Annotated in this window: 8 protein-coding genes; 4 read left to right on the top strand and 4 right to left on the bottom strand. The window is 47.9% G+C overall.

The genetic code is table 11. The features are described 5' to 3' along the window. The first annotated feature begins 172 nt into the window (after positions 1-172). From H6629_13025 to H6629_13015, 3 genes are all read left to right on the top strand, one after another. Positions 173-4075, top strand: a complete 3903-nt coding sequence (locus H6629_13025) for an alpha-amylase (protein ID MCB9068717.1) — start codon at positions 173-175, stop codon at positions 4073-4075. A gap of 626 nt (positions 4076-4701) precedes the next feature. Next, positions 4702-5763, top strand: a complete 1062-nt coding sequence (locus H6629_13020; GenBank protein MCB9068716.1) for a hypothetical protein — start codon at positions 4702-4704, stop codon at positions 5761-5763. Beyond that, positions 5753-6418 (top strand): response regulator transcription factor, encoded by a 666-nt coding sequence (locus tag H6629_13015; GenBank protein ID MCB9068715.1) that lies wholly within the window; start codon positions 5753-5755, stop codon positions 6416-6418. Before H6629_13020 ends, H6629_13015 begins: the two co-directional genes overlap by 11 nt. Before the next feature lie 5 nt (positions 6419-6423). Here the strand turns inward: H6629_13015 and H6629_13010 are convergent, their stop codons facing one another. Together H6629_13010 and H6629_13005 are read right to left on the bottom strand one after the other, a co-directional pair. Then, positions 6424-7089: a hypothetical protein gene (locus tag H6629_13010; GenBank protein ID MCB9068714.1), complete on the bottom strand. Its 666-nt coding sequence runs from the start codon at positions 7087-7089 to the stop codon at positions 6424-6426. A 72-nt stretch (positions 7090-7161) separates the two neighbouring features. Next, complete coding sequence (locus H6629_13005) at positions 7162-7809, bottom strand: hypothetical protein (GenBank protein MCB9068713.1); 648 nt, start codon at positions 7807-7809, stop codon at positions 7162-7164. A gap of 213 nt (positions 7810-8022) precedes the next feature. Here H6629_13005 and H6629_13000 point away from each other — a divergent pair, with 213 nt between their 5' ends. After that, positions 8023-8760, top strand: a complete 738-nt coding sequence (locus tag H6629_13000) for a sigma-70 family RNA polymerase sigma factor (GenBank protein MCB9068712.1) — start codon at positions 8023-8025, stop codon at positions 8758-8760. A 60-nt stretch (positions 8761-8820) separates the two neighbouring features. Here the strand turns inward: H6629_13000 and H6629_12995 are convergent, their stop codons facing one another. Continuing rightward, the gene (locus H6629_12995; protein MCB9068711.1) at positions 8821-13164 is read right to left on the bottom strand and encodes a helix-hairpin-helix domain-containing protein; all 4344 of its coding nucleotides are present in this window, start codon (positions 13162-13164) and stop codon (positions 8821-8823) included. A gap of 113 nt (positions 13165-13277) precedes the next feature. Further along, entirely contained in the window at positions 13278-14213 is a 936-nt protein-coding gene (locus tag H6629_12990; GenBank protein MCB9068710.1) for an AEC family transporter, read from the bottom strand. Positions 14214-14349 lie beyond the last annotated feature (136 nt).

Below are 14349 nucleotides of genomic sequence, written 5' to 3'. Positions count from 1 at the left end.
GTTAAACCCAAGTTGCGCACAAATGGTTCACCGCTGCGCAATGTGCACCGGGAGAATCAATCAATAAAAAATTCCGTTGAAAATAATCCGTTTGCAGACTATGATATGGTTGTGAAAACAGTTATATTTTCAGCGTTTACCATACCATCGATCAAACTGTGGAGATGACCGAATGCACCTTGCATCTACGCCCGTAAAAATTACGATTTCCCATAAAAATACACCTTTTTCCCGGATGCAACTCCCGCAACCCGAACTCGAATTTCACGTTTCCCGGAAAGCGCGGGAAAAATACGGTTTCGATGAAACGCTGTTCACCATTCGCGGGAACGTCATTTTTGCAAATTTTTACGCCGCGCAATTATTTGCCCAACAAATTAACGATAAACGTCCGGCGGACAAAGCAGCCAGCGCCGCCGAACTGAACGCGATGGGGTTGATCCACGAAATTTTGCACAACCTGATCGATATGTATCGCCAAACCCGCAACGCCAACGTATTCCGCGAGGCGCTGGAAAATCTCGAGCAGCAATTCACCCGGAAAGAAATCGACAAAACGCTGGAAATTTTTGTCGAAGAATTTCCGCCGATTGATGTGCATCGCAAAAAAATCACTGCCAAAAAATATTTACAGGGTGCCACAGACGGGCGCGAAAACCGGCAGATCGCGCTGGAAGAAATGATGCTGTTGTGGCTCTCCAACCAGAATCCGGCATTCGCTAAGTATCAGGAATTATTTGACGATACGCCGCTTCGCGAAGCAACCGTTTATCCCAAAGCGATGAATTCGCTCAACACATTTTTTGATGCGCAGCCACTGTTCGGCCCCGCCGGAAAAGGCATGAATTTGCTGCAGGCGCTGCTCCAACCGGCGAAAGCAAATCCCGGTTCGCTGATCGATCAGCTCAATTTTTTGCGGGAAACCTGGGGCACGCAGCTTTCCACGCTCATTAATATTAAATGGGAACTGCTGCTCGGCGAAGCGTTCACCGAACTTTGGGGCGTTCCCGGTGCAGATTACGGCACCCGCATGCTCCGCGCCGCCGATTTTATGGAAGAGGAAACCAAGATGCGCTTTTTCCCCGGACCGGGAAAAGCGGAAACGCATACGCCGGAATATGTCGGTGCTGAATACGAACCGGAGGCATTCAGCCCGGACACGCACTGGATGCCGCGTTTGGTGCTCATCGCCAAAAGCACGCTGGTTTGGCTGGATCAGTTGTCCAAAACATATAAAAAAGAGATCAAAACGCTCGACCAGATTCCCGATGCGGAGCTCGACCGGCTGGCAGCACAGGGCTTTACCGGGCTGTGGCTGATCGGTATTTGGGAGCGCAGTCCCGCTTCGAAAACCATCAAAAACTGGTGCGGCAATCCGGAAGCGGAAGCGTCCGCGTATTCGCTGTATGACTATGTGATTGCGCAGGAACTCGGCGGCGATCCGGCATACGGCAATCTGCGCGAACGCGCCTGGCAACGCGGTATTCGCCTCGCCAGCGACATGGTTCCCAACCACACCGGCATCGTTTCCAACTGGGTAAAGGCGCACCCGGACTGGTTTGTGAGCCTCCCCTATCCGCCTTTTCCGGCATATACTTACAGCGGCGCCAGCCTGAGCGACGATCCCAATATTGGCATTTTTTTAGAAGACCATTATTTCGAGCGAACCGATGCAGCGGTGACCTTCAAACGTATTGATTATCGCACCGGCGATACACGCTATATTTATCACGGAAACGACGGCACATCGATGCCGTGGAACGATACGGCGCAGCTCGATTACACCAATCCGGCGGTTCGCGAAGCGGTGATCCAAACGATTTTGGAAGTGGCGCGGCGCTTCCCGATCATCCGGTTCGATGCGGCGATGACCCTCGCCAAACGCCACTACCAACGGCTCTGGTTTCCGCAGCCCGGCACCGGCGGCGATATACCTTCGCGAGCGCAGTTCGGGCTCACCAAAGCGGAATTTGATCAGAAAATTCCCGAAGAATTCTGGCGCGAAGTGGTCGATCGCGTCGCAAAAGAAGTGCCGGACACCCTGCTGCTCGCCGAAGCTTTCTGGATGATGGAAGGCTATTTCGTGCGGAGTTTGGGCATGCACCGCGTGTACAACAGCGCATTTATGAACATGCTCAAAAATGAAGAAAACAAAAAATATCGCTACACCATCAAAAATACGATTGAATTTGAGCCGGAAGTGCTCAAACGATACGTCAATTTCATGAACAATCCCGACGAAGAAACCGCGATTCACCAATTCGGCGACGGCGATAAATATTTCGGCGTTTGCGTGATGATGGCAACCATGCCCGGTTTACCGATGTTCGGGCACGGTCAGGTGGAGGGCTTCAGCGAAAAATACGGGATGGAATATCGCAAAGCGTATTACGATGAATCGCCAAATGAATATCTGGTGGCGCGCCACGAACGCGAGATTTTCCCGCTGCTCAAAAAACGCTATCTCTTCGCGGAAGTCGAGCATTTTTTGCTGTATGATTTATACGACGAAAACGGTAGTGTCAACGAAAACGTTTTCGCCTATTCCAACCGCAGCGGCGAAGAACGGGTGCTGGTAATTTTCAACAATTCATTTTCGGAAACGCGTGGCTGGATTCACACGTCCGCGGCAATTTTGGAAAAATCACCGGAATACAAAGATGCTTCCGACGCCCAAAAACGGTTGATTCAGAAAAACCTCGGCGACGGATTAGCGCTGCCCACCGGCGGCGATGATTTCGTGATTTTCCGCGATTCCATCTCCAATCTGGAATACATTTACAACAGCCAGCAGTTGCGGCATCAGGGCATGTATATAGAATTGGGCGCGTATAAACATAGGGTTTTACTGGACTTCCGGTCTGTGTACGACCGGGATGGAAAATACCGCGAGCTCTGCAATTCGCTCAATGGAAAGGGCGTTGCCAGCATCGAAGAAACGTTGCGGGAAATCCATTTGCAGCCGTTGCACAACGCGTTCCGCCAGTTTTCGCAACCGGCAATTCTGGAAAAATTGATTACCGCAGCAACAAGCGATGCCGCTTTGCCAACCGATCTGCTCGATAACATCGAAAATCAGTATCGCGAATTTTTGCAGGAAGCGGGCAAATTTTCCACAACTGAACAACAGAATCTGGATATCGCCAAAACTGTACGCCGGGATTTGGATGCGCTGTTGCGTTATCGCCCGGCAACGCTCAATGAGCGCTATTCCGGAGAATCGGAAAAATACGCGGCATTTTTGGAAAAATTGACAGATACTTTTGCGAACGCAACCGCAACTTACGGCACGCTGATCCACTGGGTTTTTGTGCGCCATTTGGGTGAATTTGAAAACTTGCCCAAACCGGAATTGCGCAGCCGCAGCTTATTCGATGAATGGATGCTCGGAAAATTGGTTCGGAAAAGCTTGCGAAATCTGGATTTGTCCGATGCCCAAAGCGATCAGGCGACAGCGTTGGTGAAATTGCTGACACGCCACCCAAACCCGTTGAAAATTAAAGGCGCAACAAAAATTATTGCATTCGAAAACATGGATTCGCTGCTCAAATCCAGCGATTTTCAACAATTTTGCGGTGTAAATGAATTTGAAAATCAGCTTTGGTTCAACAAAGAATCTTTCACAGTGGCGACCGATTGGCTGTGTGTTGTGAAAGCTTTTTCGCTCTGGCAAAAAATCGACCGGCTTGCGGACTTGCCGGATGCCAAAAACGCAAAGGCTGCTCAAAAAGCAGCCAAAAAATTGCCCAAACGACTTGCAAAATTGCAGAAATTGCGGCGTCACTGGCAAAAGGCATCGGATAATTCCCAATATCTTGTCACCGAATTGATCGCGGATCTGAGCAAAAAAGCCAAGCTAAAGAGCACCAAAGATGCATCAGAAAAAAAAGCGATAAATGAAAAAGTAAACGGCACCAGAAAAAAAGCGGTGAATCCGGTGAGGGATGATAAGCCAGCCAAACGCCCAAAAAATATTTCGCCGAAGCAAAAAGAACAGCCCAAAACTACAATAAAAGCTGGTACCGAAGCCAAAAAGACAGCGAAGAAGCCTAAAAATTTGCCCCAAAAAAAGTAACCAATAACAAAAATCAAAAGCCCTGCTACAATCGTAACAGGGCTTTTTTAATGGTCGCTTTAATAAAAAAGTCGCCCGGAAAAAACAAAACGGGCGACCCTCTCCTAAATTATCTTTATAAAAAGATAAAGATATTCGTTTTCTAGACAACGTCCTTATCTGACTCGCGTTTGTTTTTTCCTTTTATCTCCCTTTTCAATCAAACAATTTGAGATATCGTTTGAACGTTAAATCTTACAAACACCGACCCAATTTTACAATCCGCGATTACAGAAAATAGGCGGTATTTTTCTACGTATTTTACGTAGTAAAGCCTGTGTAAATCTACGTTGCACCCGCAAAATACAGAGACCACCTCTCCGTAATTACAGAGAAAATCTCCGTAATTACGGAGAGCGCTTCCGTAAAACACGACAATTACGGATTGATTGTGATGGTTAATATTGATAGGTTAGAATTTTAAACAATTGTTTTGTTACTCATAGCCTTGCTTTTTAAGTTTGCATATTGTTGTTGTTAAACATGTTAGAACAATTTGGTAAACAATCGTGAATACATTTTTTACAAACGAAAATTTTGGAGTGTGGATCACCGTTGGTGCGTTTGTCGTTCTCATCTTGTTTGTTATGGCTTTGATTGCAATCAACCAGCGAAAAGCCAAACAATCGTTGCATTTTCTGAATCAGGTAGTAAATGCGACGCAATCTTACATGTTGGTTTTGACTTTAGACAATCATTTTGTCATCGCTAATCAGCCGTTCATAAAAATGCTCAAGCATGAATTGCCAACGGAAACGGACATAACCTCCGAACTTGAGAAATATTTACCAACGGAGCTTACCCGGTTTTTGCAACAAAAGAGCCCGGGTGGCGAATCTTACCAAAACTTTACGATGTTTTCAGACAATAAAACGGTTATCGATTGGCAGGTCCGTTATTTCTCTGAAGGTCGGGCAACGTTTAAGGTTGTCAACGGTGTTGATGTCACCAAACTGTATGAAACACAGCAAAAACTGGTGGACGCCAAGGAAGCACTCCGCAATAAAGCGGAAGAAATCGAGCGAGAGAAACGCAGCCAAATTGCCGAAGAAATCCATCATAAAATTGGCGGTTCGCTTTCGCTGATTCGCTCGGAATTGGGCGATTTATCGTTAAATGGCAATCCGGAATTCAATCAAAAAATACGTTTTCTGGAAAACAAGGTGATCACTGCAAAACAGGAGATCGGCGCTATCGTTTTTATGTTGAGTCCGTTAAAAAACCATAGCATACTTTTTTCGGAAGTGCTCCAAAGTATTGTGGAAATTCAGCGGCAAAAATTGAACATCGACATCAAACTTCACACTGAGCTTGCTGATACACCTCGCAACCAATCGATAGAAAGTTTTATTTGCAACAGCATACAGGAATTGAGCACAAACGCCAAAAAACACGGCAACGCCTCTACCGTTGAAATCGAAGTTTATCGGCAAAATAACCGCGTGATTTTGACAGTAGAAGATAATGGAGCAGGTTTCGATCCGCAGTCAATCCGGCATTTTACAATGGACAGTGGCTTTGGATTGACAAACATAAAAGATAAAATTGAGCAATATGGCGGTAAAATGAAAATTCGTTCTGCTCCAACTGGAAACGGCAGCCTGTTTTTATTTGACATCCCAATGGAAAGGTTTGCAGATGGGCATTAAAGTCGCTTTTTTAGACGATCACAAAATGTTTTTGGAATCGATTACCCAGAAATTGGCTCAACAATATCCGGAAATTTCGGTAGAATTGGTTGAGACAAACTCAAACACATTTTTAACCAAATTATCAAAAGTGAAGCCAAATGTTGTTGTTCTTGATTTAGTGCTAACGGCAGATCCGGTTGACGGAAACGCCATTGCTTCAAAAATTAAGGAGCGATATCCCAAAATTAAAACCATGATGTTGAGTGGACGGACAGACTCCGCATCCGTTCGTGCAGCGTTCAGGCATGGTGTTAAAGCGTTTGTGAGCAAAACAGCATCGATAGAGGAGCTTGCCACAGCAATCAATGCGGTTCACAGCGGAGAAAGATATGTCAGCGAAGTGCTTCGCACCATAACACTTTACGAATTTCTGGAAGAACTCACATTTCGCTCAACAACTCTGTCACCGGATTCGCTATCTTTGCGCGAAAAAGAAATTATCACCTTAATTGCGCGCGGTTTCACTATTCAGGACATTGCCAAATTTCTAAACGTTCAGACCCGAACAATTACCACACACACAAGCAACATTCGCAGAAAAACCGGTATGGCGACAGATGCTCATCTTACAAAATTCGCTTTAAAAAATGGCTGGTTAACGTTGGATGATTAACGTTTTCAATCTGTTTTAAACAGATTTTTAGTCTGCCTGAAATAGAGCAAAACTGCGGCTAAAAAGGTGATGTATGTAACGATATAAAGCACATGGTAAATGTATTTAAAAGCTTCAAGAATATCCTGATCCACAATGGGTATATTGCTGTATACCATTGCATTCCCGACGCTATAAATCATTATTCCAAAGCATAGCCAAATCAGATACGTTTTTTTAGGCATTTGATATGAATTTCTGGTCAGTAAATGGACAAGGGTTGTGCAGGATAAAATCGCCAAAAGCAATAACGCAATCGGGCGCGAATAGCGATTGTAGGTATTCATACCGAATGGCTCGATATCTACTATTTTCAAGATTATGTAGAGCACAAACCAGGATACAGTGCTCCACTTCAACAAGGTTGATAATCGCGTTGATTTTATGACACAGTAAAGAATAAAACCAAAGAAGTAGACTTCGACCAATGTAAAAACATCCACACGCCAGGCATTTGGAATACCTGCTTTCCGAAAAACATAACCAATGATTTCAAAAACAACACTTGTTGCCAGATACAACGTAAAAAAACGCATCGGCATTTCGAACTTATCTTTTTGAACCATCCAGATGCCAATAGCCAAAATCAATGGGACGATCAGCGATAGAATTGCAAAAACAAGAATACTCATAAACTTTCATACCAACCATTAGCGCCGAAAAACAAGCGTTTTCCGGCACTAATTTAATGCGTTTTCAATGGATTATGAAAGGGTCGTTTTAAAAACATCGCTATTCAGATAGTTAACAACATCGCACCACGGCGGACAAGGCATGGCAAGTTCGATCCAGTTTCCAAAGGTCTGGATTTCCCCTTTTTTATCGATGCCACCGATACACATCACCCGAATTCCCCGCTGATCGGCACCGGGCAACCATACTAACCCGGCGGCATCTTTTTGGTGGATAACGTTTTTAACCGCGTTCTTGCTAAAAAATCCGCCTTTGGGTTGATTTTTGGCTTTTTGACTACGGTAATTTGAAGTCCACTGGGCAGCTTCCGCCGGTTGAATGTGATGGTTAATTTTTCCGAAATTGCAATTTTCATCGCTATCTTTTGGAATAGCGACACCGGAGACTGCCGGCGGAATGGTTTCCACCAGATCTTTGCCCTGCAGATCAACACCCGAAACAACCAATCGATGCTGCATCACGTTATCTATTGCGTAATAATAGCGAATGCCAACAACACCTTTCTGATCTAAAATGGTATCAATTTTTTCCCCATCAAAATAATAGGAAACATGATTTTCGCCGGGAAATGCAGCCTGGAAATTTTCCCGAAAATCCAGCACTTCTGCATAAGTGACGGAATGATTGTTATTATCGCGAAATGCGCGGGAATGTTTCATTGTAAATACCTCCACAATTTTGATCTTTTTAAAATGTGAAGGCGCCTTCCCATGAATTAGTTAATAACTCACGAGTCTACCAATACAATACACAGGAGAAGCTACAGTTGCAGCTAACCACAAAAAAAAAAGAATTTATTACAGAATTTTGAATTCTGGGTAAATGAGAATGACAATCTCTCGGCTGAAGTATTGCTCAAAGAAGTGCGCGAAATGAGCAAGATGCTTTGGCTGGAACAGTTCCGGAATCTGAGCACTGCGCAGACATGGCAAGATATTGCATCGGATACGATGATCTGTTTATACGAAACTTACAAATTCAGGCTTAACGACATCGAGGACAGCTCAAAACTTCGCGGGCTGATTTACACCATGTTGCGAAATCGCTATTTGCAATTGATACAACAACAAAAACGGCGTGAGGAACTAACGTTTGAAGGTTTCGGGCAAATTGAAGATTATTATTTTTCGAAATCTGAACATACTCAGCAGAAAAACTTTGTGTTCCTAATCAACAAATATTTGCAAAAATTACGCGTATGGGATGAAAAACGATGGGTGATTTTTCAGATTTGGCTGCGATTGCACTACCCTTTGCCAAACGATGATTTTCAAAAAAAACTGGGGGATGTTGAGCAATTTAAAATTTGCAGTTCGACAGAAACAGAGCTGATCGCAGAGTTAATCAGACAATTCATCACCAATTCACCGGAATCTTTGGGAATCTCCGCCAAAACCCTAACTGCTTTACGCGGTGAGAACAAATTGAATACCATTAAATCGGATGTGCGCCGGGCGAAATATTTTTTGCGAGGGTGCGATTTTCAACTATCTGATTCCAAAAATCCGATAGAAATTAATCGACATAAATTTATAAGTTGTGTTAAACTAAAAATCTACGGAAGTGACAATGTTTATCCCGCTATTCACGGTAGTTGCATCCCCCAATAAAAAAAGCCCCAACCGGAATTTCCAGTCGGGGCTTTGAGATGAGCTGTAAACGAGATCGGGTTAGAAGTGCACAATCTGGACGCGCAATCCGCCCGCGGCAACTTCTTCGAATTTTTGCATGAATTTCAGGAATGTTTCGCTGTATTGGCGACCGCCAGCAGGATCGTTGATGCGCAGGAAGGTGTTTTCCGGCGTGCCGTCTCCGAACATGCCGGTCACAATCCGCGCGTGAATCGCGAATCCGTCGCCGGGCAGTTCGTCTGTGGTTGCCCACAGCGGACCAACGCTTTCCAGCAGATTGCGGAATCCCTGAACAGAATAGCTCTGCGGCGCTTCACCGGTTAATCCGAGCGCTGCCAGAAACGCCGGTTTTTCGGAGCCGAGCAATCCTTGGTTGTTATCGAACTTGGTGCGGTAAATGGCACCGGCAGTATCCATAACATCTGTAATCGGGTAGGATACACTGTCTTTCCAACTAACCATCATGGTTGCGACGGTTGCCCAGCAGGTGAGGTTGGACGGCTGCGCGATAATCGGCACAATGCCCGGAACGTTGTAATCGAAACTTTCCGAACCTTCGCCTTTTTCTTTTTCGCCGAGCTCAACAGACTCACTGCCGCGCTGGATTTTCACTTTTTCACCGCGCTGAGTGCTGTTGCTGATGGCTTTTTCCACCTGCGGTTCCTGTGTCAGCGGCTTGTCTTTTTTCTCTGCGCCGCCGCCGATCATGCCGCGAATGGCGCTGGCCATCAATTCATTTGCCTGCTCTTCATTGATCAATCCGTTCTGTTTGGCAGACTGAATGGTGCGCATGGCTTTGTCCACATCGCGGGCCATTCTGCCCTGGATCGCCAGATTTGCCGCCTGTCCGCCAAAGAATTTGGCGGTTTCCATCGCGGAATTGAGCGCGGCGATGGCGTTTTGCTGGTTGCCGGTCAATCCGGTAATATCTTTGAACAGATTCGGCTGACCGATCAACTGCAACGCGGCGGCCAATCCGGTCGGATCCGGTGCGTTCGGTGCGGTTTGCATGTTGATGATCGATGCCGGGAAATCTTTCGCTGTGAGGTCCGGCGCTTCGGCGCGACGCGATTCCGTGCTGACCGGTGAGATCGCCGCAGGCGAATCCGGGATCGGCGATTCTTCCCAACGCCAGAACCGTTCTTCCTCTTTGAATTCGCAGGAATTGCAGGCGCCCATCACGGCTTCGGCGTAAACGCCGCGCGTCGGGATTGCCATGCGCGTTGGCTCGATGGGCGTGTTCGGCGCGTAATGGTCCAGCAAATCAATCGGATTTTCGACATCCTGTTTGAAGGTCGGATCGAGGTGATAACCGCGCGAAACCGGTAAAATGAGGCTGTTGCCGACGATGCCGATCAGCTCATTTTCCACCACGGATGCCACGCTTTTGTTGCTGCTGTTCGGCGCGATAAATCCGTCCAGCAACATGTAACGGCGATCCGCACTCATCGCCCACCAAATCCGGTGGTGATAAAATTCCAGATGCTCGTTCAGATGATCGAGCAGTTGCCGCGACAATTCCTTATCCTCTTCGCGGGGATTGCGGATTTCCTGGCTGTTGAGCGGCGTGAAAATCCGGACGTCATCATTTGCGGTTAAGTCGTTGTAAATCCGGGAATTGCGGAACAGATAATCGCTGGAATATTTGGTTTGATAGCGCATGCTTCCCGATTCCACAATCACTTTGGAATTCGCCGGCAGCGCGTTATACAGCAGCAGCCCGCCGAGACTGATCGAACGATTGCTGATTTTGATGAACTTGATATCTTTCCGGGCGATCGGCGAGAGTGCGTCGCTCATCCGCAGCGAGACATACAACCGGCTGTCGTTCACAAAATCGGAAACGAGGGTGGGATCGAGATTGAGCCGGTGCTCCACATTGTTGTTATCCACCGCGTAAACATCCAGATTTTGCACAAACCGTTCGGCAATGCGCGGACCGAGTTCGCGGAAGAAAATCTGATCCTTTAAACTCTGTTCTTTCAAATGGTTATCGTAAAATTGTTTGGCATCGATATGCGGCAACAAAAAGCTCAGAAATCCCCAACTGGCGGCGTGGAACGCGTCGTCCACATCTTTCGGGCGGGCGAGCTCGAAACGCAAATACAGGTCGCCGTCGATGTTATCGATGGTCTGATCCGCATAAGTGCCAACCGGCAAATCGCTGCCAACATAATTATTTTCGATGCGTTCCAGCGCTGCAAAACCGGTGCGGAGCCGTCCGAAAACGCTGCGTTGCAATGTGTTTCGCCAGCGCAAGGCTTTGTCGCGATTGAAACGGGTCATCAGCAACGGTACGAAAAGGCATTCCTGCACATCGGTGAGGCGTTGGCGCACCAGCAAATGGCGCAGCACTTCAAAATACTGGATGGTGATGGCGTGGCAATGGTTGTAATTCGCCAGCGATTCAGTTTGCGCGGTCACGCGCTCGCCCTGCCTAACGGTTTGCACGACGGTCGAGCGTTGATTGCGAATCGACGATGCGCCCTGAATTGTGCGGTCGCGGAGCATTTGCAGGCTGTCCGCCGCAGTTTTGCGGGATGAATTTTGCCACGCGGACGAACTCGCTTTGCTGGAACCGCCGCCGATGCCCAAAAGCCCGCCGACCGGCCCCAAAATAGCGCCGATGCCGATGCCGCCGCCGAACGATCCGGTTTTGGCGGACGAGCCGCCGCGCGTGCTTTCCGCCACAGTTGCGTTGACGATTTCGTGAATATCGCGGTCGCGGCTGATGAACGCGTCCAACTGCTCGCTTTCGCTCAACGATTCCTGCCTTGCGGCGGATTCGCGGCGTTCCCAATCGACAATCGCGATCTGCTTTTTCTGTCCCGGTGCCAGCGGAATGCTGTGCAACAAATTGCCGAGCGAATAGCCATCGGCAATCCACTCCTGTTTGAAACGCAGCACATGTCCGTGCGCGATGGTGCAGGCTTGATAAATCGTTGGTTCGTCATCCCAATCGACGGCATTTTTGCAATCGAGGCGGGTGCGCTGCGGAGCGAAACGCAGGTGTTTGCCCACCAGTCGCAGAATATCCGCATGAAGCGTGCGGTTTGCGGCGGTGGTCAGTTTGGTCAGCGAAAACCCATCGGGATCGTTGGCGAGCGTTCGCAAAATTTTGGCGTCGATTTTTTCCACCGGTAACCCGGTTTTTGCCTGATTCGTTACAATGCGGGCAGCCGTTGACGCTTCATTTTTTTCTGCGAAAGCAGCCGTTGTAAATTGTGCCGGCAGCAAATTGAGCAGCAGATTTGCGGAAATTTTGTCCGGTTCTTCGAGCGTCATCCCTTTGATGCTCGGCTCGGTCGTGCGCACCACATACGAATAGGTGAATTCATCCAGCGTGCGATCCGGTCGGGTAAAATCGATGCAGCCGCCCTTGCCCAAATCCTGGCTGTAAGTGCCATCGGCGCGAGAAAGATCTGCGGAATCGGGATCGCGCGGGACTGCCGGCGGTTTTTTGTGGCATTCGCAATCGTCCTCTTCTTCGGGTGCGGGCAACGGCACATCGTCGAGATTAACCACCAAAATCACATTTTCCGGGAACGTTTGGTCATCCAGCAAATGGATGGGAACGGTCACACCGTCGCCAACGGCAACAACGCCGTAAGCAGCGGTGAACACGCCGCGCGGCAGCGGACCGGAAAAGTAGCCTTTGTCGTCGGTATCCGCGACGATCAGCGCCCGGAAATCCTGTTCCTGCGGCTCATCTTTGGTCGCGCCCCAGATAACCACTTGCGTAAATTCAATTTCCTGCCGGTCGAGCGCCTCGATAACGCGTCCGCGCAATCGCGCGGATTTCCCGAAATTGGGATCTTCATTCGGTTCGACCGCAAAATAATCGCGCGGTTTTACGTTGATGGAAACTTCTTCCGGCAAATCCGCTGCGGTGAAAGTTTTATCTTTCAGCAATTCGCCGTCCGGTGCGAGTGCGCTGATGAGCACTTCGCCCTCCAGATCGTCTTTTTTGGGCAGCTCGAAAACGGCTTTGGCGTCATCATCCACTTTTTTGACGGATTCTTCCGGAATGCTGAGATAGGTGACATTTCCTTCCGGATCGGAAATGGTTTCGATTCGCACATATTTCACAGAAATACTGTGATCTTCATATTGCTGCGGATCGACACCATCGCTTTTCATCCGGACACTCAGGATAAAGTTGCCGGTGTTACTGCCGGGCGATCCCGGATCAACCGTTATCAAATGGCGAATGCGGGTAATTAACGCTTCGGAAACGCCTTTTACAGCGGCAATTTCATATATCGTGCGAAATGGGCCCACAGTTTCGCGATATTCCACTATCCGGCGTGCAAGGCTGGGACCGATTCCCTGCAATGCCGCCAGCTCTTTTACCGTGGCGGTATTCACATTGAGTTTCGACATGATTGTCTCCCTTGAACAAAAAATTTATTGAACCACTGAATCCCTTCAAATTTGCTCCTTTCCATGCAAGAGCAGGGATCGGAGTTATTTTTCTCAATAAATTCCGGGAGTGATTAAATGCCGAACCAAAAAATGAGGAGTGAAACCGTAAAAATGGAGATAATTGTGGAGATGGAAATCGCGGTTGTGGACATTTCTATAGCCTGCTGATAGCGGTGAGCAAACAGAAAAATATTGAATCCGGTGGGCATCGCAGCGAGCAATGTGGCTGTTTGCGCCCACAACAGCGGGATGCCGAAAACGCGGGTCGCCAGCAACCAAACCAGAGCGGGGTGCAAAAGATTTTTGATAGCAGAAATCGCCAGCGACGCACCTACTTCCCCGGCAATTTTGTAGCCGGAGAGCATCGCGCCGAAGCTGAACAGCGAGCAGGGAATGGCGGTCTGGGCGATCATTTTGAGCATTTCGTCCACCGCGACGGGATAACCGGTGCCGGTTAAATTGAACAGCACACCGAGCACAATTCCCCAAATAATCGGGTTTTTGAGCACGCCCGCAAACGCCGTTTTCACATATCCCCAAAATGTGCCGCCGCCTGCGCTGCTCATTTCCAGAAAAATAGTCATCGTGCTAAGCAGGCTGACGCCGTGAAAGCTGATCAGCAAAAACAGCGGAAACGCACTCTCATCGCCGAGCGAGCTGATGATGATCGGCACACCGAGCAACACCGTATTGGAAAAACTGCCGCCGTAAGTGAAAATCACCTGCTTTCCGTTGGGATATTTGAACAGGAATCGCGAAACGCCCATCCCGGTGAACAGCACACCGAGTACGGCGATGTAATACGATGCAATCAGTTTCACCGGCAGCACTTCCGGCAATTCCATCTGCGACAGCGAACGGAACATGAGCGCCGGAATACTGATGTTGAATACAAATTTGATCAGTCCGTCCGTTGCAGCAAGACTGAACCAGCGCAGCTTAACTACGATAAATCCAATAAAAGCAATACCATAGATTTCGAAAACAAGCGTGAGGATATTCGTCATTTCGGTCGATTTTTCCGGCGATGTTCACAATGCGACAGCGTTTATTCCCGTTTCCCTTGTGTAACACAACGTGGCTCAATTTAGCGATCTTTCCAAAAAGATCAACCATAATTGGCTTTTTACCGGAAACGGTTGA

This window comes from Calditrichia bacterium (assembly GCA_020634975.1).
GTDB lineage: Bacteria > Calditrichota > Calditrichia > RBG-13-44-9 > J075 > JACKAQ01.
The sequence above is the reverse complement of the archived record's forward strand: the minus strand, read 5'-3'. Positions and strand labels throughout refer to the sequence as shown.